Consider the following 20,238-nt stretch of genomic DNA (forward strand, 5'->3'; position numbering starts at 1 on the left):
ACAACACTGCTATCCGTTATCCTCGTAAAAAATGATCGGACCACCAGCCGTCAGCGCACCATCCAGCAACCGGATTTCCGCGACAAACGCAACCTCATTACGGGTAACACCCTGATGCTGATAGATGTTTTCAAAAGACAACGGATCACCCACAACATCACCCTGCAGGCCAAGCTCCTCGTCAAACTCTCGGATCAATATGTCTTGCCAGCCGTCTCAGAAATTGCCCCTCTCGCCAAGGGCCTGACGCCATTGGTGGTGCCGTCGTCATTATACACCTCCGCCCCCAACAGGCAGGCATCACGCCAAGCAAGGCCAAGGGCCTTAACCTGAATGCCGTATGCCGGGCGCTAGATTGTAATTGGCCGAACCTATCCAATGCGCACAGGTCATCAATCGACTATTCCAGTTGCACCGATACCGGATCGTCCATACCGCTTAGCCCAACATCTTCCCCAAATAATGCACAACCGGCGCAATCAGCTCTGCATCGTCCCAATATGACGCATGCGACAGCGGATCCCATCCACCCGTCGGCGGCGCGCCCAGATGGATCGGGATATCACGCAGATGCCGGTCCGACACCATTTTCGCATAGCGCGGGGCGGCCGGCCCCAACGGATAGGCCAGAATATCCTCGCGATCATAAAAATTCTGCCACCAGGTTACGATCTGCTGCTCTTCGGGCAGATCCGCTCCCGGATAGGCAATCGGCGCGATATCGGTTGGTTTATGCGGAAACAGAAAGACCGGGATGTTACAGCCAAACGTCATCAGCCCAGCCACCGTGCGCATATTCTGCAACGGCGATCCAAACCTGCGTTCGCCCGTGCGCGCCTCGAACCGTTGCAGATCATAGATATAGTTTGACACCACATGCCCACCCAGCGAATGAGCCAGGATCAGCAGCTGCCCCCCCGGCCCGATATCAGCCTCGATATCACGCACCGTCAGTTCCAAACGACTGTGGATCTGCTCGTAAAACGCAGAAGATCCATCGGCCGTCTTGCGATAGGCGGCGGCATCCGACAGGGCCGCCATGACAAAACCACGCGGCGCTTCTGCATTGGTCTTGTCGCGGATATCATCAAGAAATCCCTGCTGACGGCCCTGCAAGATATCCGACCAGAACACCTCGCGCCACGCCACCCGCCCCGCATCATCACCCAGCTTGCGTTGCACACGACGCGCCATATCTGCTGAAAACGTCAAATCGTTTGTCTGTGCCGGTCTTTGATCGCCCAACCGACCCACACCATGGATCACAATCACACCGATTTTCTGCTGAGCCACAGATGATTCCTTTCACAAAACACTGTCTTTATGGCCAAACAGGAATAACCAATTGCTAACAGCCAAGACTTGCCAAAGCCGCGCAATCGGCTCAAGAATATGAACAAGCGTTCAATTCATGCGGGAGGGGCATCATGGACTTTGCATTGACCGAGGAACAATCGGCCATATTCGACATGGCCCAGGCCTTTGGGGCCGAACATATCGCCCCTCATGCCCGCCAATGGGAAAGTGATGGCACCATCCCCAAAACGCTCTGGCCCAAACTCGCCGAACTCGGCTTTGGCGGGCTTTACGTGACCGAGGATATGGGCGGCTCTGGCCTCTCCCGCCTTGACGCCACACTGGTCTTCGAAGCCCTCTCGCAGTCCTGCGCCTCCGTCGCCGCGTTCCTGTCGATCCACAACATGTGCGCGCGGATGATCGACGCCTACGGGTCCGACGCGCCCCGCAACCGAATCCTGCCAAGGGCCGTCACGATGGAAACCATCCTCAGCTACTGCCTGACCGAACCAGGTTCCGGCTCTGACGCTGCCGCACTGAAAACCAAGGCCATCCGCACCAACGAAGGTTACGAACTGACCGGGACCAAGGCCTTCATCTCAGGCGGCGGCTATTCCGACGCCTATATTGTCATGGCCCGCACCGGCGACGACGGGCCAAAGGGGATCAGCGCGATCCTGATTGAGGACGGCACAGACGGGCTCAGCTATGGCGGGCTCGAGGACAAGATGGGCTGGCGCTCCCAACCCACCCGGCAGGTCCAAATGGACAGCTGCAAGGCCCCCGCGGGCAACCTGCTCGGCGACGAAGGACAAGGGTTCAAATACGCCATGGCGGGCCTTGACGGCGGGCGGCTCAACATCGCCGCCTGCTCGCTCGGCGCGGCGCAATCCGCACTCGACCAAACGCTGGCCTATATGAAAGAACGCAAGGCCTTCGGCAAACCCATCGACCAGTTCCAGGGGCTGCAATTCCGGCTGGCGGATATGGAGATTGATCTGCAATCCGCCCGCACCTTCCTGCGCCACGCGGCATGGAAACTTGACACCGGCGCGCCCGACGCCACCAAATTCTGCGCCATGGCCAAAAAACAGGTGACAGAGGTCGGCAGCCGCGTCGCCGACCAATGTCTGCAACTGCACGGCGGCTATGGCTACCTCGCCGATTACGGGATCGAAAAGATCGTGCGCGACCTGCGGGTCCACCAGATCCTCGAAGGCACCAACGAAATCATGCGGCTGATCACAGCCCGCCATCTGATCCAGTAAGCACCCGTCCCGGGCCTGCTCCGGGACCTCCACGTCAGGCCAAACATGACCGACATCATCATCCGCAAATCCGGGCGCGCAGGCCACGTCACCCTCAACCGGCCCAAGGCGCTGAACGCGCTGACTTGGGATATGTGCCTGGCCATCGAATCCGCCCTCGATGACTGGCGCAATGACCCCGATGTCGCCCTGATCTTCATCGACGGCGCAGGCGACCGCGCCTTCTGTTCTGGCGGGGATATCGCCGAAATGTACGCGACCGCCGGGCGCGGCGATTACGACTACGGTCAACGCTTCTGGCGCGACGAATATCGGCTCAACGCCAAAATCCACACCTACCCCAGACCCATCGTCACCTTCCTGCAGGGCTTCACCATGGGTGGGGGCGTCGGCGTCGGCTGCCACGCTTCGCACCGGATCGTCTGCGACAGCAGCCAGATCGCGATGCCCGAATGTGGAATCGGGCTTGTCCCCGATGTGGGCGGCTCACTGATCCTCGCCAAGGCGCCCGGACATTGTGGCGAATTCCTTGGCCTGTCAGGCGACCGGATGAACGCGGGCGACGCGATCTATGCAGGCTTCGCTGACAGCTACATCCCGGAAAGCGAATGGGAAGCGCTCAAGACAGCACTGATCGACAGCGGTAATCCGGCGGTGATCAAACCGCACCCTGCCCCCGAAAGCCGCCTAGCAGGCTGGCAATCCGAAATCGACGCGACCTTCGCCGGTGACACGCTCGGCGACATCTATCGCGCCATGCCCGCCAGCTCCGGCCCGGCTATCGCCCATGCGCGCAAACTGATGGACCGGAACGCACCGCTCGCCATGTCAGTCGCTACCCAGATCATCCATCAGGTCCGCACCGACCCGCGCATCGAAAACGCGCTCGACCACGAATTCCGCTATACCTATCGCTGCGCCGAACAGGGCGATTTCATCGAAGGGATCAGGGCCGCCATCATCGACCGGGACCGCAACCCGAAATGGCAACACGCCAGTTGGGCCGACGTGCCCGCATCAGAGGTTCAGCGCATGACCGCACCCTTGGGTGAAAACGCGCTGCAATGGGAGGAAATATCATGAAAATCGGCTTTATCGGCCTCGGCAATATGGGCGCGCCCATGGCCGCCAATCTGGCCAAACATCACGACGTCACCGGGTTCGACACCATCGCCAAACCCGACGGCATCACTATGGCAACAAGTGCTGCAGACGCCGCCAAAGACGCCGACGTGGTCATCACCATGCTGCCCAACGGCGATATCCTGCGCGCCGTGGCGGCAGAAATCCACCCGGTCGTGAAACCCGGCGCGATCCATCTCGACTGCTCCACGGTCGATGTGGAAAGCGCCCGCGCCGTGGCCACACAGGCCGAAACCCACAACCTCGCCGCCATCGACGCCCCCGTCTCCGGCGGCATCGGCGGGGCGCAAGCAGGCACGCTCACCTTCATGGCAGGCGGACCTGACGCGGCCTTCGCCACCGTCAAACCGCTTTTCGACATCATGGGGCAAAAGGCCGTGCATTGCGGTGCGTCCGGCAACGGTCAGGCCGCCAAGATCTGCAACAACATGATCCTCGGCGTCACCATGATCGCCACATGCGAGGCTTTCGTGCTCGCCGACAAACTCGGGCTCGACCGGCAGGCCATGTTTGACGTGGTCAGCACCTCATCGGGCTATTCATGGACCATGAACGCCTACTGCCCCGCCCCCGGCATCGGGCCGCAAAGCCCAGCCGACAACGGCTACAAACCCGGCTTCGCCGCGGAACTGATGCTCAAGGATCTCAACCTGTCACAGATGGCCGCTGAAGCCGCTGACGCCGACACCCCCATGGGGCAAGCGGCAACAGCGCTCTACCAGCAATTCGTGGAAAACGAAGACGGCAAAGGCAAGGATTTCTCGGCCATGCTCCCGCGCTTTGAAAAACGGCACCGTGGATGAATTGGCTTGACCAGCCTCCATGGAACCGATTGCCGGCGGAGGCTTTAAAGGCACTCGCGCAACTCCACCCACTGAACCTGCAAAAGGGCGACATCGTCTTCCAACCCGGCCAGACGGCAAAGGGTTTCGCAGTTGTCCTCAGCGGCCAGATCGACGTTTATCTGATCGGGCCGACCGGGCGTGATATCCTGCTTTACAGCGTCACACCCGGGCAAAGCTGCGTCCAGACAACGCTCGGATTGCTGGGGGGTGAACCTTACAGCGGCGAGGGTCTGGCAGCGCGGGACAGTCAGATCATCCTGATCCCCGGCACGCTGTTTACAAATCTGATGGACAGCACACCCATGTTCCGGACGCTGGTGTTCCAGGCATTTGCAGAGCGCATGCAAAACACCATGCATGTACTTGAAAAAGTTGCTTTTCAACGGGTCGAGGCGCGACTTGCTGAGGCCCTGCTTTCTATGGCTGATCAAGGCGAGGTCCGGGCCACACAGACCGAAATCGCCAGCCATATCGGATCGGCCCGCGAAGTGATATCGCGCCGTCTGGACAGTTTCGCTCGGCGCGGCTGGGTCACAACCGAACGGGGCCATGTCGTGATCCGGGACGCGGACGCACTCAAACGTTTGGTCAGCTTCGCGGGCGAAACGTGACCAAGTCACAGACCCGCGCGGCCATCCGATTTATCCTTTCTGCATCAACCAAATCATCGGTACGACAGAAAAGGAAACAACATGACAAAGAATGTAGGAACTCTCGACCGTGTGCTTCGCATCGTTCTGGGCGTCGCACTTCTGATCGGTTTCTTCTTGAACCGCGACGGCGCCTATAGCTGGCTCTATCTGATCGGCATCGTGCCATTGGCGACCGGTCTGTTATCCACCTGCCCGCTCTATTCGCTGCTTGGCATTCGGACCTGCCCGCTCAAAAACAGCTGATTGATCAAACCTGCTGGCGGATCTGCCCGTCACTCTCATCCGGCACCACCGATTTGACGGGATGAATGCCCTCAGCTCCCGCTTGCAGGATGTTCATCCACCACAACAGCGCCGGTCGGTAGAACAACACCGTCCGGGTCCCCACGCACGACAAAACTTTGGCAGGTCATACCGCTGGCATCGACCAATTCACCTTCATTGCGGATCGTGATCGTATCACAGCTACCGGCGGCATTGATGGTGCCGCCATCGCGCGCCACCATTGTCAACTCTTCCACTTCGATATCGGTGACCGTGACCATCCCCCCGGCCCCCGCCTCAACCCAAAGCCGCTCCCCCGCGTTACCGGCAAACGTGGCTCGCGCACCATCAAACGCCTTCAGCCCGTTCAATACTGACGTCTCGACCGACACCTCCAGCACATCATCGCGCCATTTGGGAAAGATGAACCAGCGGGTATTCCGGTCAAACACAAGCCACGGCAAAAACTCCCGCACCCGCAGCTTCGACACGTCACCATCCAGCGCCACAGCCGTGACCGCTTGCGCCTGCCCCATGGTCACGTTCAGCCGGACATCCTCCTGCACCTCAATCGCGCGAAACGCCCCAACCTCATGCACGACGGGTTCGGCAAACGCTGCCCCCGCAAGGACCACACCAAAGATCAGACCGATAGCATGCTTCATCGCATCACCCAGACAGCATCATTCCTCTCGCGATAGCCAAACGAGGGTAACAAGGCAATTCACATGCCCACCAGCAGTGTTACAGCACACTCCGGCTATTCGCCGACCGTGATCATGACCAGAACGACAAACATCGCAGGCACGACACCCAGCATCGGAACGATCAACGCAGGATAGCCCCAGGTCAGGATCGCCAGGAACCACAGCGCAAGGACACTGAACAGGAAATAGTAAATGTTGTCGGCATCACCATAATACACCTCGCGTAGCATGCGGCCCAGAATGGGCACCCGGAACAGGATGCGGGTCAACAAAGAGCGGTCAGAATACGGTTTCTTGGTGGCGGCGGTCATGAATTCTATCCCTTTAACACGTTTGGCTACGAATTAGTCTGAGCGCCCGTCATTGGAATGCGGCAATCTGACCAAAAATCGAAAATTTGACCACAATTACACCGGTTCGGCAAGCGACAGCCGCGCGATGAGCACCGAAGCAACTCCGCGCCACGGGCAAAATCATGCCGATCCACAGGTGACCATGCCACCCAAGCCTTGTCTGAAAGATCGAGGCTCCCATCTATTTCCTACAGAAACACTCAGAAAAGGAGGATAACGTGGAACAGCAGAAACCAAATTCTGTCACATTCCAAAACATCAGCGAAAAGCTGAAATCAGATATCACCATCACAGCGCCAGGCTGGGTCTATCTGGCCGTTGCCATCAGTGCGCTTGTGCTTCTTGGCATCGCGTTGGATTAAGGGGACCCCGATGAAAAAGACATTCTGGATCGCCGCGATCGCCATCGCCGCACCAACATCCCTCTTCGCCGGACAGACAATTGCCGAACTTGGCCAACAGGACCGCGTGACCGTCAGCGGGATCGTCGACCGCATCGCCGACGAAGACACATTCATCCTGAGGGATCATACCGGCCAGATTCCGGTCTATCTTGGGCCGAACGTGGTGCCAGTCGCGGTTGGCACCGCGGTCACCGTTCACGGCATCTTTGACGACGACGCGCCGCAGGAAATCTATGCGGACCGGATGGAAACGGATACCGGCACTAGCTTCAGTTTCGATCGCACCTACGAATAACAGACAATCACCAACCGCCGGCAGCCGTGGTGGCCACATCTCGCCACCCGGCTGCTTCAGGTTTTACTCAGCCGCCACCTTGCGCACCTTCAGCATATCTTTCAGATAGCGACCCGTATGACTTTCCACCACCTCGGCCACCTGCTCTGGCGTACCGGTCGCGACGATCTTGCCACCGCCATCGCCACCCTCCGGGCCGATATCAATGATATGATCGGCGGTCTTCACAACGTCCAGATTATGCTCAATCACAATGACCGAGTTCCCCTGATCAACCAATTCGTGCAGCACTTCCAGCAGCTTGCGCACATCCTCGAAATGCAGGCCCGTCGTCGGCTCATCCAGAATGTACAGCGTCCGACCGGTCGACCGCTTTGCCAACTCCTTCGAAAGCTTCACGCGCTGCGCCTCACCCCCTGACAGGGTCGTCGCCTGCTGGCCCACCTTGATATAGCCCAGCCCGACGCGCATCAGCGCATCCATTTTTTCACGGATCGACGGGACAGCGCTAAAGAACGCCTGCGCATCTTCCACTGTCATATCAAGCACATCGGCAATGGACTTGCCCTTGAACTTGATCTCCAGCGTTTCGCGATTGTAGCGCGCGCCCTTGCAGGTCTCGCAGGTCACATAGACATCCGGCAGAAAGTGCATTTCGATCTTGATGACACCGTCACCCTGACAGGCCTCACACCGGCCACCCTTGACGTTGAACGAAAACCGGCCCGGCTTGTACCCGCGCGCCTTCGCCTCGGGCATCCCTGCGAACCAATCACGGATCGGGGTAAAGGCCCCGGTATAGGTCGCCGGGTTCGACCGTGGGGTCCGGCCAATCGGGCGTTGGTCGATATCAATCACCTTGTCCAGATGCTCGAACCCCTTGATCGTCTCGCAAGGTGCCGGTGTCTGCCGCGCCCCGTTCAACTTCATTGAGGCATTCTTGAACAGCGTCTCTACCGTCAGTGTCGACTTGCCGCCACCGGACACACCTGTCACGCAGATGAACTTGCCCAGCGGGAAATCCACCGTGACGTTCTGCAAGTTGTTGCCTGTCGCCTTCACCACTGTCAGCTTCTTGGACTTGCCCTTGCGGCGCTTCGCAGGCACAGGAATTTCCCGCGTGCCCACCAGATATTGCCCGGTGATAGACGCAGCATCAGCCATGATATCCGCAGGCGTCCCTTTGGACACAACCTGCCCGCCATGCACACCCGCGCCGGGGCCGATATCGAACACATAATCCGCCTCGCGGATCGCCTCCTCATCATGTTCCACCACAATCACGGTATTACCCTGATCGCGCAGGTTCTTCAGCGTCGTCAGCAGCCGGTCATTGTCGCGCTGATGCAGGCCAATCGACGGCTCATCCAGCACATAAAGCACCCCTTGCAGGCCCGATCCGATCTGGCTGGCCAACCTGATCCGCTGGCTTTCACCGCCCGACAACGTGCCAGAATTGCGCGACAGGGTCAGATATTCCAACCCCACATTGTTCAAAAATCCCAGCCGCTCGCGGATTTCCTTCAGGATGGCGACAGCAATCTCGTTCTTCTGCTTTGACAGCGCTTCGGGCACCGACTGACACCAGTCAAACGCCTCCTTGATCGACATCTGCACGACCTGCCCCACATGCAGGCCGCCAATCTTCACCGCCAATGCTTCCTCACGCAGGCGATACCCACCGCACGTCCCGCAATTGCGGTTATTCTGGTAATTCTCGAACTCTTCGCGGATCCAGTTACTGTCCGTCTCGCGATAACGGCGTTCCATATTCGGGATTACACCTTCAAACGCGCGCTCCACCTGATAAACCCGGCCACCCTCATCATAGCGAAACTTGATCTCTTCCTCGCCCGATCCGCGCAGAAATACCTGCTGCACCTTGGGGTCCAGATCTTTCCAACGGGCGTTCTTGTTGAACCCGTAATGCTTGGCAATCGCTTCAATCGTCTGCAGGAAATAGGGTGATTTCCCCTTGCGCCACGGCGCCAACGCCCCATCGGCAATCTTCAAGGTTACATCAGGGACAACCAGTTGCTCGTCAAAGAACAGCTCCACCCCCAGCCCGTCGCAGGACGGACAGGCCCCAAACGGCGCATTGAACGAAAACAGGCGCGGCTCGATCTCGGGGATCGTGAACCCCGACACCGGACAGGCGAAATTCTCCGAAAACGTAATCCGCTCCGGATCACCCTCTGTCGGGGCCGTCTCCAGCACCGTAATCCCATCCGCCAGATCAAGTGCGGTGCGGAAACTATCGGCCAGCCGGGTCTCAAGCCCCTCTTTTACGACAATCCGATCCACGACCACATCAATGTCATGACGAAACTTCTTGTCGAGGGTCGGGGGCTGATCCAGCTCATAGAACTCACCGTCCACCTTGACCCGCTGGAACCCCTGCTTGCGCAGTTCCAGAAACTCCTTGCGATACTCGCCCTTGCGGTCGCGGATAATCGGGGCCAGCAGATAACCGCGGGTGCCCTGTTCCATCGCCATCACGCGATCCACCATGTCCTGCACCTGCTGCGCCTCGATAGGCAACCCGGTCGCGGGGGAATACGGCGTGCCCGCACGGGCAAACAGCAAACGCAGATAATCGTAAATCTCGGTAATCGTGCCGACAGTGGACCGGGGGTTCTTCGACGTGGTCTTCTGCTCAATCGAAATCGCCGGGGACAGACCGCTGATATGGTCCACATCCGGCTTTTCCATCATATCCAGAAACTGGCGGGCATAGGCCGACAGGCTCTCAACATAGCGGCGCTGGCCCTCGGCATAGATCGTATCAAACGCCAGCGACGACTTGCCCGACCCCGAAAGGCCGGTAATGACCACAAGCTGATCACGCGGAATATCCACATCGATATTCTTCAGATTGTGTTCGCGCGCGCCGCGCACTTCGATATTCTTCAGCTCAGCCATTCTGACCCCCAGGGTGACGCCCTACCAGATAGCAGCGCGATCCGATTCCGCCACCCCGGATATAGAACATTACGCGAACATGTGCAAAATAATCATGACAAGCAAAAGCCCGGCCGCATCGCTGCAGCCGGGCCATGCTTTCATCGGTCCCGATGGAACAGATCAGTTCGCGTAATAGGCAGTAAAGCCGGAACGCACAGTCTGGAACCACTCACCCGAATCCCGGATATTCTTCAGACCTGCATTCAGGGCTTCGATGACTTCAGGCGCGTCAGGGTTGTTTTTGTCGACAAAGACTGCCAGCACATTTGCCGTCGTCAGGTTGGGATTGATCGTGACCTGATCGGCAACGCCCATGCGCTGCGCGATGTCTTCAGCCTGCGATGTCACCAATGACACGCCATCGACCTCACCAGCGATCAGCGCGGTAAAGCAATCATCGGGGCTCACCGGCTGGACATACTCCATAACGTCACGACCCAGACCAACACTTGTTGCGCCAACGTCAGAATAATCGGCGGGCAGACACATGGTTTTGCCAGTAAAGTCAGCGGCGTTGTCGGTTGCACCCAATGGATCGTCCCGACGGGTCACCACCCCCGTGATGATCTCGTAGAACGGATCGGAATGCAGGAAACCGTCGCAGCGAAACTTCGAATTCTCGGTCAGCGTTTCGGGCTCTTCACAATTCGGACGCAGCCACGGGAAAGCACCGTCAAAAGCACGGGCGGGCAATAGAGTTTCCAGATGCGAACCCCAATCATTGACGAACACGATGTCCGTTTCATAGCGGGGCTCCATCGTGTCCATGGCGGCCCGGACCAGCTGCGTGTAGATGCCGCCGCCCTCCATGTCCTCATCGGTGTAGGGCGGATAACCTGTGCCGGTCACAAGGCGGATGGTCACGGGGCCATCACTCGACACTTCAGGCACCGGTTCCACGACACTGGCCTGCACCGTTCCGGAACCCGGCAAAGAGCCATCGGCGCAGGGCAATTTCAATTCCATCCCGACCGAAATCGCATTCGGATTGCTACCGATCACGGACCGGTTCGCATCCCAGACGCTCTGATAGCTGATGCTGCCATAAGCCTCACGGGCAATGCCGCTCAGTGAATCACCGGACTGCACGGTATAAACCGTACAGGCCTGCTGCGCCTGGGCTGCACCAGCGCCTGCCAGAAACGCAACTGCTGCGAGTGTATATTTGTTAGACATTCTGTCCCTTCCATTCTTCACACATGACAGGCAATGACCTGCCTTTTCACTCTCTCAAGATCTGGCGACAGCACCCCCCGGGCGCGCCCGTCTGCACCACACCAACCTCACTCAATCACTCGGAAATTTACGACTTGCGACAACACTGTCCGGCTCTGCGTTAGAAATCAATGATGGTCGAAATAGGACACAAACCGGACCGCGATATGGTGAATGGCCGATAGATCGGGACCTTGCGGAAAGGGACGCTGCGTCAGACGACAATCAACGTCAGGTTGACGCCGGGGTAAGGTATTCCGGACCAATCCCGCCCAGTGCTGGAAACGGCACCCGATTTGTGATTGTTTTCAAGATATTCATTTTCAAAGAGGCCCCCATGCGCTTTCTGGCATCCACAATTCTGCTGACCACATTCTTCACCGCCGCTGCCGCACAGGACCGGCCCAACACGATCCTGGTGATGGATGGCTCAGGCTCCATGTGGGGGCAGATTGATGGCACAGCCAAGATCACCATCGCACAACAGGTGGTCAGTTCCTTGCTTGACGAATTTCCAGCCGATCAGGGCCTTGGCCTGACCGTCTATGGTCACCGCGAACGGGGCAACTGCACCGATATCGAAACCATTGTCGCCCCTGCCCCCGGCACAGTCGGCGATATCGTGACAGCCGTGAACGGGATCAAACCGCTGGGCAAAACACCCATGACCGATGCGGTCATCGCGGCAGCAGAGGCTTTGCGCTACACCGAAGACAGCGCCACGGTCATCCTCGTCTCGGACGGGGTCGAAACCTGCAACCCTGACCCTTGCGCCGCCGCGCGCCTGCTGGAAGAGGCCGGGATCGACTTCACCGCCCATGTCATCGGCTTTGACGTGAACGACCCAGAAGCACTGGCGCAAATGCAATGCATCGCCGAAGAAACCGGCGGGCAGTTCCTGACAGCGGCCAACGCCTCAGAACTCGACCTCGCCATGACCGCCATGGTGATGGAACCCGCCACCGTCTCCGGCACGTTCGAGGCGCGGATCGGCACCGCTGACGGGCCGCTCGTCGAGGATCCGATCATCTGGGATATCATCAGCGAAGCAGGTCAGATCGCCGATGATACACAAGGCAACCCGCTCACACTGGATGTGTCGGAAGGCACCTATCAGGCCACCGCCTACCGGATCGTGGACGAGGCCGAAGCAGAAGCCGAGGTCACAATCTCAGGCCCCGGCGATGTGACAGTCACGGTCATCTTCCCCGAAACCCTGCCCACCGCCACCGTCAGCGCCCCTGAAAGCGCACCAGCCGGATCAATCATCGCGGTGGACTGGACCGGCCCCAACCGCGACGGCGACCAGATCATCATCACGCAACAAGATGACAGAATCCCGCGCACAACCGCGCGCACAAGCGGCGGCAACCCCACGGAAATCATCCTGCCACCGACCCCGGGCAATTACGAGGTTCACTATCTGCTGCGTGATCGGCCCAACAAGATCATCGCATCAACCCCGATTACGGTGACACCGGTCACCGCCACCATCATTGCGCCGGATACCGGTGCCATCGGTGAAACCATCAGCGTGGAATGGACCGGACCTGATTATCCCGGCGATATTATCGTGTTGGCGCAGGACGGCGGGGCGAGCACCATCAACTCTGTCCGGACCAGCAACGGCAACCCACTGGACCTGGAACTCCCGTCAGAGCCGGGCATCTACGAAATCCGTTACCGGATGCGGCAAAGTGCAACCGTTATCGGCAGTAAAGAGATTGAGGTCACTGACCTCAAGGCGCAACTGACCGCGCCTGATACTGCCATTGCAGGCGAAACCGTCACCGTCGGCTGGGAAGGACCGGATTACGAACTTGACTTCATCGCCGTTTCGGAACCCGGCGAAAACGGCAACATCAACCTGACCTACACGCGCGAGGGCAGCCCGCTCGGCCTCGAAATGCCGCCCATCCCCGGCGACTACGAAATTCGGTACACCTTGCGGCAAGACCGCGAGGTGATCGCCACCAAACCGATCACCGTCACAGCACCAGAGGTCAGCCTGACAGCCCCCGACACCGCCATTGCAGGTGAAACCGTGGCCGTCGGCTGGACGGGTCCGGATTACAATCTCGACTACATCGCGGTCGGGGTTCCCGGCGAACGGAACTACATCAACCTGACCTACACCCGCGACGGTGATCCGCTTGGGCTGGAAATGCCCGCCGAGCCCGGCGACTACGAAATCCGGTACACCATGCGGCAGGACAACACCGTGATCGCCACCCGGCCCATCACCGTGACCAAGGCAGAGGTCGGGCTGAACGCCCCGGACACCGCCATTGTCGGCGAAACCGTCACCGTCGAATGGACGGGACCGGATTACAATCTCGACTTCATTGCGGTCGGCGAACCCGGCGAAAACAACTACATCAACTACACCTACACCCGCGACGGCAATCCGCTCGGCGTCGAAATGCCGCCCGAACCGGGCAACTACGAAATCCGCTACACCCTGCGGCAAGATAACGAAGTCATCGCCCGGCGGCCCATTACCGTCACTGCGGCAGAGGTCAGCCTGACCGCCCCCGACAGCGCTGTTGCAGGCAGCACCGTCGCGGTCGACTGGGTCGGCCCCGACTACAATCTCGATTTCATCGCGGTCGGCAAACCCGGCGAAGGCTATGACAATTATAGCTACACTCGCGATGGCAGCCCGGCACAGGTCGAAATGCCCACCGAACCCGGCAGCTACGAACTGCGCTACACCCTGCGGCAGGACAACACCATCCTGATGACCCGCCCGATCGAGGTGACAGCCGTCAAGGCCAGCATCAGCGCACCAGCCAGGGCCAATGCTGGCGAAACACTGACCCTGGAATGGGAAGGGCCGGACTACAACCTCGATTTCATCTCGGTCGGGCCTGTCGGGGAAAACGTCTATGTCAACTACACCTACACCCGCGACGGCAGCCCCCTCGGGCTCCAGATGCCGCCCGAACCCGGCGAATACGAAATCCGCTACCAGTTACGGCAGGACAGCGTGATCATCTTCCGGCAGCCGATCACCATCAATCCGGTCAAGGCGCAACTGATCGCCCCCGACAGCATCACCATGAACGACGACCTGATCGTCGGTTGGGACGGACCAGACTACAATCTTGATTTCATCGGCATCTCGAAACCCGGCGATAACCGCTACGAAACCTACAGCTACACCCGCGACGGCAACCCGGTTACGCTACGGCTGCCAGATGCGCCAGGGGATTACGAATTGCGGTATTACATGGCACAGGACAACACCATCATCGGCACCCGCCCAATCGCGATCACCGAATAAGGGGCGCAATCTCAGCGAAACCCATGCCCTGATTGATGAATGTCATAAACTCCCGCGCAGCGCTTCCTAAACTCAAGCTGCTCACATCGGGAGGACAAGAATGAAAACCGGTGACTACCGCAATGGTCTTGATGCATTGCAAGGGATCGCCTTCGTCATCGATCGTGACGGAAACATATCAAGTATTGGCAGCAAACACTGGGATGCGTTTGCCTGCCATAACGACGCTCCAGATTTGCGCGCGGAGACACTGATAGGCCAGAACCTCTTTGATTATGTCAGCGGGGCGGACTTGAGGGAACAACTGAAACAGGTCGTGGCAAGGGTCGTTGATCGGCCGGACACGCAGTTGGTCCTCGACTTTCGCTGTGATGCACCCGCCCGTCTGCGACGTATTCGCCAGACAATCAGCGCATTGCCAGGTTCAGGCACTAAGGACGAGGTGTTGTTTCAATCTGTCGAAGTCGAAGCCCATGACCGGCCGCCCATCAACCTGTTCCGGCGGCATCAGGATTTGCCGCTCGACACCAAGGACGACAGACCGATTGTCAGACTGTGCAGTTGGTGTCAGCGGGTTCAGTTCGCGCCGATCGGTGGCGATGACTGGCTCGATACCGAGGAATTTGCACGCAAGGGGGGACCGGATCAAACCCGGATCACGCATTGCATCTGCGATGACTGTTTCAAATTACAGGACATCGATCAAAGCCCCCCAGATCATTGAGGCATCTCAATCCATCCTGACCCCTCCACCGCTAGAATAGCATGCCACCAAAGAAGGAGGGGCACCGATGCAAACCAACGCACTTCCACATTTCGACGACAGCATTAACACCACCGGCTGCTGCCCGAAATTCAACCCCGAAGGCTGGGACGGGCAAGAACTGCATTTCAAGGACAAGCCCTTTGTCCGCGCCACCACCAAAAGCGCGATGCATATCCCGCTGAACATGGGATCAGTATTCACCCGGGTTCAAACCCATATCGATGACGCGGGTGCGTCAGACAATGACAACATGATCGTACTGAGCCGCGACCTGTCAGCCTGGAAAGCCGAACATCTGTTTTCCATCTCCAAACCCGTCGGGAACGAAGAAACCACGCATCTCAGCGGAAACTTCATCACCAAGGTCTTCGAAGGTCCCTACCGCGAGGCCGGAAACTGGTACGAAGAAATGAAGGATCTCGCGAAATCGAAAGGCAGTACATCGGAAGAAATCTATTTCTTCTACACGACCTGCCCGAAATGCGCCAAAGCCTATGGGAAAAACTACATCATCGGCGTGGCGCGCACTGACTAGTCCGGCGTATCCAATTGGCGACGATAACCGCGGTGCTGCCCTTCAAACCCGCAGGCCTCGTAAAACGCATGCGCGTCCGCCCGTTCGTTATGGACAAACAGCTCCACCAATCCGCACCCGCGCGCCGTGGCAAGCGCGGTCGCGGCATCCATCAACTGACGCCCCAGCCCCTTCCCGCGATATGTCTTCGCCACACGGACATCCTCGATCAAGGCCCGCGTGATACCCTGATAGGACAATCCTGCCAACATGTTCATCTGCAAACAGCCGATTATGGCCCCGTCCATCTCTGCCACCAGCAACACGGCTTGCGGATCGCTGGTAATCTGCGCGAACGCCGACTGATAGCGGGGCAGCACCTCCGGCGACAGGCTCTCGCGCCGCGCACCCTGTGGATCGTCATGCAACAACGCCACGATCTGCGGCACATCCGCCGCAACAGCCTCCCGGATCATGTCCGACCTCCCGTGCTGAAAACCTTAACGCGCCGTTTACACATCCAACCGCGCGCTGCGTTAAGCCAACCCCACCGTACGGTGGGGTCCGACGTTTTGCCGACGCAAACCCGACGCGATGCCGACAGCCCATTTTGCCTGCAAAACCAGCATTAACACATGATTCGGCACCTGAAACTGGGTCACCACCGTGCGGCACCGTAAGATGGGTTTTAACCCATCCCCGCCTCAGAAATGAATTGCGCGACCATAAGCATCCAGCACGCTCTCATGCATCATCTCCGACAAGGTCGGGTGCGGGAACACCGCATGCATCAGATCTTCTTCGGTCGTCTCCAACTGACGGCCAACCACATAGCCCTGGATCAGCTCTGTCACCTCGGCACCGACCATATGGGCACCCAGCAACTCACCTGTCTTGGCATCGAAAACGGTCTTGATCATGCCCTCAGGCTCACCCAACGCGATGGCTTTGCCATTGCCGATAAAGGGAAAACGGCCCACCTTCACGTCAAAGCCCAACTCCTTGGCCTTCGCCTCGGTATAGCCAACCGACGCGACCTGCGGATGACAATAGGTACAGCCCGCAATGCTTTCCGGCTTGACCGGATGGGCATGTTTGCCAGCGATCAGTTCGGCGACCATCACACCCTCATGCGATGCCTTGTGGGCCAGCCACGGGGCACCAGCGATATCACCAATGGCATAAAGACCATCGACACCCGTGCGGCAGTATTCATCAGTCACAACATGGGTACGGTCCACCTTGACACCCAGTTCCTCCAGACCCAGCCCCTCAACATTACCAACGATCCCTACAGCGCTGATAACAGTGTCAAATTCCATCTTCTCGACCTTGCCACCCGCCTCAATATGGGCGGTCACCTTACCCTTGGCACGGTCCAGCTGCTTGACCATGGATTTCTCCATGATCTTCATGCCCTGCTTGACAAAGGCCTTCTTGGCAAAGGCGGAAATCTCGGCATCCTCAACCGGCAGAACACGGTCCATGACCTCGACCACAGTCGTCTCGCAGCCCAACGTGTTATAGAAGCTGGCAAACTCGATCCCGATGGCACCGGACCCGATGACCAGCAGCTTCTTGGGCATCCGCGGGGGCACCAGCGCGTGCTTGTAGGTCCAGACCAGATCACCATCGGCCTCAAGCCCCGGCAATTCGCGGGCACGGGCGCCGGTGGCCAGAATGATGTTCTTGGCGGTCAGCTCCTCAACACCCTTCTCACCCTTAACCGACACTTTACCTTTGGCCGGTATCGTTGCGTCGCCCATGACGACGGTCACCTTGTTCTTCTTCAATAGATGGCCGACACCACCCGCCAACTGACCCGCCACCTTGCGCGAACGTTTGACCACCGCGTCCAGATCGTAATCAATACCATCCGCCTTCAGGCCAAATTCCTTGGCACGATGCATCAGGTGGAAAACTTCGGATGACCGCAACATCGCCTTGGTCGGGATACAGCCCCAGTTCAGGCAGATACCGCCAAGATGCTCGCGCTCCACAACGGCGACATTCATGCCCAGTTGTGCGGCGCGTATCGCTGCGACATAGCCGCCCGGACCCGCACCAATCACGATCAAGTCAAAGTTCTTCGCAGCCATGCAAACGCCCTCCAAATGCAATTTGGTTGAACGTTAAACTACTTTCCGCCGAACCTCTAGTGACCTTGCGTCATAGCCGCTAATCAATCCGTGCAAAGCGGATCAACCAGCGTCCTGCTGGACCGCCCGTATCGCCGCACCATAACCGCCCGCATCCAGAAAGGCCTGTTCAGCCGGGGTCGTCTTGCGGCCCAACGCATTGTTACGATAGGGAAAACGACCAAAATCGCGGATCACCTGCCTATGTGCCTGGGCATGCTGTTCATTGCCCGATCCGTGTTCCGGCATCCGGGTGTGGATCAGCCTGACCGCACGGTCCTGATCACACAGGTTCTCTGAATGCATCAGCGGCAGATAGAAAAACTGCCGGGCCGGTTCATCGATCTTCATATCCCAATTGCGATCGATCGCCATCTTGGCCGCGGCCAGGGCACATTGGTCGGTCGAAAACGCCTTGTCGTCGTCGCGGAACATATTGCGCGGAAACTGGTCGGTCAGGATGATATAGGCCAGCGTGCCCGACGGATAGGTCAGCCAAAGCCCCAGCGCACCCTCATAGGATTGCTTCCAGGTCTCTTCAAATCTCTCGCGGATCATCGCATCGAAATCAGGATCCGACCGATACCAGTCTGAGGGGTTACATTCATCCAGCCAAAAAGCCAGAATTTCGTCTGCGGTTGCCACGGCACCACTCCTTAATCGCGTCCCCCTGACGTCAGGGAAGCAGAGAAATCAAAGCCTTGCAAGGTAGCAGTTTCCACCATCGATCACGTGATCTTTCGATATGTCACAGTGGTTGAGCATTTCCCTCCGGCCCGACCTCCTCTTCCGCCTCGATATAGACCTCCTGTGCCACCTCAGCCACGACGGGGGTCGATGCCGCAGAAACAGCGGCATAAGGCACGGCCTCGGTATCCATGGTCTTGCGGCTCCGCTGCGTTGACCGATAAAGCCCGTAAAACCCAACCGTCAGCATCAGGATCGCGGTGAACAGCCAGAACCCGTTGGCGCCCAGCCCGTCCATCATCCACCCGACAATCAGCGGCCCCATAATCGCCCCTAACCCATTGATAAACAACAACCCGCCAGAGGCTGCGGCCATATCCTCGCGTTCCAGATAATCATTGGTATAGGCGATCAGAAGGGCATAAAGCGGGTTCGATGTGCCACCCACAATCGCACCACTGATCAGGATCAGCGCATAGTTTCCGGGGATCAGAAAAGCGATCAACGATCCGGACCCGCCCAACAGCGAAATCCAGATGATCAGGACGCGGCGGTCCATCCGGTCTGACAGCCAGCCAATCGGATATTGCAGGACCAGTGCCGCGATATAGATCGCTGAAACGAACAGCGAAATCTCGCCAACAGTCAAGCCGACCCGATTACCATAAACCGCCGACATACCGAATTGCGCGGCAAACACGCCGCCCAGCATGAACATCCCGAAACAGGCGAGCGGTGAGGCGTTGATCACCTGCCGGATCGTCATCGGCTTGGTCGAGGCAAAGGCAGGCATCGGACGCACCGATAACAGGATCGGGGCAAAGGCCAGCGACACCAGCACCGACGGGATGATGAACAACGCATAGCCCGACACATCACCTTGGCTGACAATCCACTGGGCAAACACGATCCCGGCCATCTGCACGATCATGTAAAGCGACAGCGCCTTGCCCCGCGTCTCGTTTGACGACGCATCGTTCAGCCAACTTTCGGCGGTGATGTAGACACCGCAAAAGCAAAACCCGATGATGACCCGGCCAATAGTCCAGGCCCAGGGCTCAACCAGCACCGGATAGAGGATCAGCACAGCCGATATCATCGACCCCAGCGCCGCAAAGACGCGCACATGACCGACCCTCCGGATCAGCTCCGGCGTATAGCGGGAACTGAACAGAAACCCCAGAAAATAGGCCGACATGACAACCGACAGGCTGAACGTGCTGAACCCTTCGATATCGCCCCGCAGGCCCAGCAACGTGCCCTGCAGGCCGTTGCCAATCATCAGCATGAACATCCCCAGAAAAAGGGCCCATGAACCGGCGAAAACCTGAAACATTTCATGCCCTTTCAATAACTGGCAGAACCGGGCTATCTCACGATTCCCTTACCAATTCATCACATGAAAACGACGCGGTCGCGCCTGTTCGCGCCTTTGAAGGT

Annotated in this window: 20 protein-coding genes; 10 read left to right on the plus strand and 10 right to left on the minus strand. The window is 58.5% G+C overall.

Annotated elements, in window-relative coordinates; all coding sequences use genetic code 11:
• Positions 1-9 precede the first annotated feature (9 nt).
• Positions 10-198, minus strand: coding sequence for a hypothetical protein (locus ACFWW4_RS08820; protein ID WP_411890490.1), 189 nt, complete (start codon positions 196-198; stop codon positions 10-12).
• A gap of 240 nt (positions 199-438) precedes the next feature.
• A complete protein-coding gene (locus ACFWW4_RS08825) occupies positions 439-1,293 on the minus strand; it encodes a hypothetical protein (protein ID WP_411890491.1) in 855 nt (284 codons plus the stop codon).
• Positions 1,294-1,427: 134 nt separating this feature from the next.
• Between ACFWW4_RS08825 and ACFWW4_RS08830 the strand changes: the two genes are divergently transcribed.
• The 5 genes from ACFWW4_RS08830 (at position 1,428) to ACFWW4_RS08850 (ending at position 5,448) form a co-directional block, all read left to right on the plus strand.
• On the plus strand, positions 1,428-2,564 hold the full coding sequence (locus ACFWW4_RS08830) for an acyl-CoA dehydrogenase family protein (RefSeq protein WP_411890492.1): 1,137 nt from the start codon (positions 1,428-1,430) through the stop codon (positions 2,562-2,564).
• Between the two features lie 45 nt (positions 2,565-2,609).
• Positions 2,610-3,647, plus strand: coding sequence for an enoyl-CoA hydratase/isomerase family protein (locus tag ACFWW4_RS08835; protein ID WP_411890493.1), 1,038 nt, complete (start codon positions 2,610-2,612; stop codon positions 3,645-3,647).
• Complete coding sequence (gene mmsB / locus ACFWW4_RS08840) at positions 3,644-4,510, plus strand: 3-hydroxyisobutyrate dehydrogenase (protein ID WP_411890494.1); 867 nt, start codon at positions 3,644-3,646, stop codon at positions 4,508-4,510. The genes ACFWW4_RS08835 and mmsB overlap by 4 nt, the downstream gene beginning before the upstream one ends.
• Positions 4,507-5,163 (plus strand): Crp/Fnr family transcriptional regulator, encoded by a 657-nt coding sequence (locus ACFWW4_RS08845; RefSeq protein WP_411890495.1) that lies wholly within the window; start codon positions 4,507-4,509, stop codon positions 5,161-5,163. Before mmsB ends, ACFWW4_RS08845 begins: the two co-directional genes overlap by 4 nt.
• Before the next feature lie 81 nt (positions 5,164-5,244).
• The gene (locus ACFWW4_RS08850; RefSeq protein WP_393928682.1) at positions 5,245-5,448 is read left to right on the plus strand and encodes a DUF2892 domain-containing protein; all 204 of its coding nucleotides are present in this window, start codon (positions 5,245-5,247) and stop codon (positions 5,446-5,448) included.
• Between the two features lie 71 nt (positions 5,449-5,519).
• On the opposite strand, the gene ACFWW4_RS08855 is transcribed toward ACFWW4_RS08850, so the two are convergent.
• Together ACFWW4_RS08855 and ACFWW4_RS08860 are read right to left on the minus strand one after the other, a co-directional pair.
• On the minus strand, positions 5,520-6,134 hold the full coding sequence (locus tag ACFWW4_RS08855; protein WP_411890496.1) for a GIN domain-containing protein: 615 nt from the start codon (positions 6,132-6,134) through the stop codon (positions 5,520-5,522).
• Positions 6,135-6,229: 95 nt separating this feature from the next.
• Positions 6,230-6,487 (minus strand): hypothetical protein, encoded by a 258-nt coding sequence (locus ACFWW4_RS08860; RefSeq protein ID WP_411890497.1) that lies wholly within the window; start codon positions 6,485-6,487, stop codon positions 6,230-6,232.
• 260 nt (positions 6,488-6,747) lie between these two features.
• Between ACFWW4_RS08860 and ACFWW4_RS08865 the strand changes: the two genes are divergently transcribed.
• The gene (locus ACFWW4_RS08865) at positions 6,748-6,891 is read left to right on the plus strand and encodes a hypothetical protein (protein WP_393928688.1); all 144 of its coding nucleotides are present in this window, start codon (positions 6,748-6,750) and stop codon (positions 6,889-6,891) included.
• Between the two features lie 10 nt (positions 6,892-6,901).
• The gene (locus ACFWW4_RS08870) at positions 6,902-7,228 is read left to right on the plus strand and encodes an OB-fold nucleic acid binding domain-containing protein (protein WP_411890498.1); all 327 of its coding nucleotides are present in this window, start codon (positions 6,902-6,904) and stop codon (positions 7,226-7,228) included.
• Between the two features lie 63 nt (positions 7,229-7,291).
• Here the strand turns inward: ACFWW4_RS08870 and uvrA are convergent, their stop codons facing one another.
• Together uvrA and ACFWW4_RS08880 are read right to left on the minus strand one after the other, a co-directional pair.
• Positions 7,292-10,150, minus strand: coding sequence for an excinuclease ABC subunit UvrA (gene uvrA / locus ACFWW4_RS08875; RefSeq protein WP_411890499.1), 2,859 nt, complete (start codon positions 10,148-10,150; stop codon positions 7,292-7,294).
• A gap of 162 nt (positions 10,151-10,312) precedes the next feature.
• Positions 10,313-11,368 carry a LysM peptidoglycan-binding domain-containing protein gene (locus tag ACFWW4_RS08880; protein ID WP_411890500.1) on the minus strand — a complete coding sequence of 352 codons (1,056 nt, stop codon included), beginning with the start codon at positions 11,366-11,368 and terminating at the stop codon, positions 10,313-10,315.
• 376 nt (positions 11,369-11,744) lie between these two features.
• On the opposite strand from ACFWW4_RS08880, the gene ACFWW4_RS08885 reads away from it, so the two are divergent.
• From ACFWW4_RS08885 to ACFWW4_RS08895, 3 genes are all read left to right on the plus strand, one after another.
• Complete coding sequence (locus ACFWW4_RS08885; protein ID WP_411890501.1) at positions 11,745-14,693, plus strand: VWA domain-containing protein; 2,949 nt, start codon at positions 11,745-11,747, stop codon at positions 14,691-14,693.
• A gap of 100 nt (positions 14,694-14,793) precedes the next feature.
• Positions 14,794-15,417: a hypothetical protein gene (locus tag ACFWW4_RS08890; RefSeq protein WP_411890502.1), complete on the plus strand. Its 624-nt coding sequence runs from the start codon at positions 14,794-14,796 to the stop codon at positions 15,415-15,417.
• A gap of 67 nt (positions 15,418-15,484) precedes the next feature.
• Positions 15,485-15,994: a hydrolase gene (locus ACFWW4_RS08895; protein ID WP_411890503.1), complete on the plus strand. Its 510-nt coding sequence runs from the start codon at positions 15,485-15,487 to the stop codon at positions 15,992-15,994.
• On the opposite strand, the gene ACFWW4_RS08900 is transcribed toward ACFWW4_RS08895, so the two are convergent.
• The 4 genes from ACFWW4_RS08900 to ACFWW4_RS08915 all read right to left on the minus strand — a co-directional run bounded on the left by ACFWW4_RS08900 (position 15,991) and on the right by ACFWW4_RS08915 (position 20,134).
• Entirely contained in the window at positions 15,991-16,449 is a 459-nt protein-coding gene (locus ACFWW4_RS08900; protein ID WP_411890504.1) for an N-acetyltransferase family protein, read from the minus strand. The genes ACFWW4_RS08895 and ACFWW4_RS08900 overlap by 4 nt on opposite strands.
• A gap of 228 nt (positions 16,450-16,677) precedes the next feature.
• Positions 16,678-18,072: a dihydrolipoyl dehydrogenase gene (gene lpdA / locus ACFWW4_RS08905; RefSeq protein ID WP_411890505.1), complete on the minus strand. Its 1,395-nt coding sequence runs from the start codon at positions 18,070-18,072 to the stop codon at positions 16,678-16,680.
• A gap of 102 nt (positions 18,073-18,174) precedes the next feature.
• On the minus strand, positions 18,175-18,756 hold the full coding sequence (locus tag ACFWW4_RS08910) for a DUF924 family protein (RefSeq protein ID WP_411890506.1): 582 nt from the start codon (positions 18,754-18,756) through the stop codon (positions 18,175-18,177).
• 103 nt (positions 18,757-18,859) lie between these two features.
• A complete protein-coding gene (locus tag ACFWW4_RS08915; RefSeq protein ID WP_411890507.1) occupies positions 18,860-20,134 on the minus strand; it encodes an MFS transporter in 1,275 nt (424 codons plus the stop codon).
• Positions 20,135-20,238: the final 104 nt, after the last annotated feature.

Source organism: Yoonia sp. SDW83-1, from assembly GCF_046762885.1.
Lineage (GTDB): Bacteria > Pseudomonadota > Alphaproteobacteria > Rhodobacterales > Rhodobacteraceae > Yoonia.

Coding starts and splice junctions, on each gene's coding strand:
- ACFWW4_RS08830 (WP_411890492.1), top strand. CDS start 1,428: ATGGACTTTGCATTGACCGAGGAACAATCGGCCATATTCGACATGGCC.
- ACFWW4_RS08835 (WP_411890493.1), top strand. CDS start 2,610: ATGACCGACATCATCATCCGCAAATCCGGGCGCGCAGGCCACGTCACC.
- mmsB (WP_411890494.1), top strand. CDS start 3,644: ATGAAAATCGGCTTTATCGGCCTCGGCAATATGGGCGCGCCCATGGCC.
- ACFWW4_RS08845 (WP_411890495.1), top strand. CDS start 4,507: ATGAATTGGCTTGACCAGCCTCCATGGAACCGATTGCCGGCGGAGGCT.
- ACFWW4_RS08850 (WP_393928682.1), top strand. CDS start 5,245: ATGACAAAGAATGTAGGAACTCTCGACCGTGTGCTTCGCATCGTTCTG.
- ACFWW4_RS08855 (WP_411890496.1), bottom strand. CDS start 6,134: ATGAAGCATGCTATCGGTCTGATCTTTGGTGTGGTCCTTGCGGGGGCA.
- ACFWW4_RS08860 (WP_411890497.1), bottom strand. CDS start 6,487: ATGACCGCCGCCACCAAGAAACCGTATTCTGACCGCTCTTTGTTGACC.
- ACFWW4_RS08870 (WP_411890498.1), top strand. CDS start 6,902: ATGAAAAAGACATTCTGGATCGCCGCGATCGCCATCGCCGCACCAACA.
- uvrA (WP_411890499.1), bottom strand. CDS start 10,150: ATGGCTGAGCTGAAGAATATCGAAGTGCGCGGCGCGCGCGAACACAAT.
- ACFWW4_RS08880 (WP_411890500.1), bottom strand. CDS start 11,368: ATGTCTAACAAATATACACTCGCAGCAGTTGCGTTTCTGGCAGGCGCT.
- ACFWW4_RS08885 (WP_411890501.1), top strand. CDS start 11,745: ATGCGCTTTCTGGCATCCACAATTCTGCTGACCACATTCTTCACCGCC.
- ACFWW4_RS08890 (WP_411890502.1), top strand. CDS start 14,794: ATGAAAACCGGTGACTACCGCAATGGTCTTGATGCATTGCAAGGGATC.
- ACFWW4_RS08895 (WP_411890503.1), top strand. CDS start 15,485: ATGCAAACCAACGCACTTCCACATTTCGACGACAGCATTAACACCACC.
- ACFWW4_RS08900 (WP_411890504.1), bottom strand. CDS start 16,449: ATGATCCGGGAGGCTGTTGCGGCGGATGTGCCGCAGATCGTGGCGTTG.
- lpdA (WP_411890505.1), bottom strand. CDS start 18,072: ATGGCTGCGAAGAACTTTGACTTGATCGTGATTGGTGCGGGTCCGGGC.
- ACFWW4_RS08915 (WP_411890507.1), bottom strand. CDS start 20,134: ATGTTTCAGGTTTTCGCCGGTTCATGGGCCCTTTTTCTGGGGATGTTC.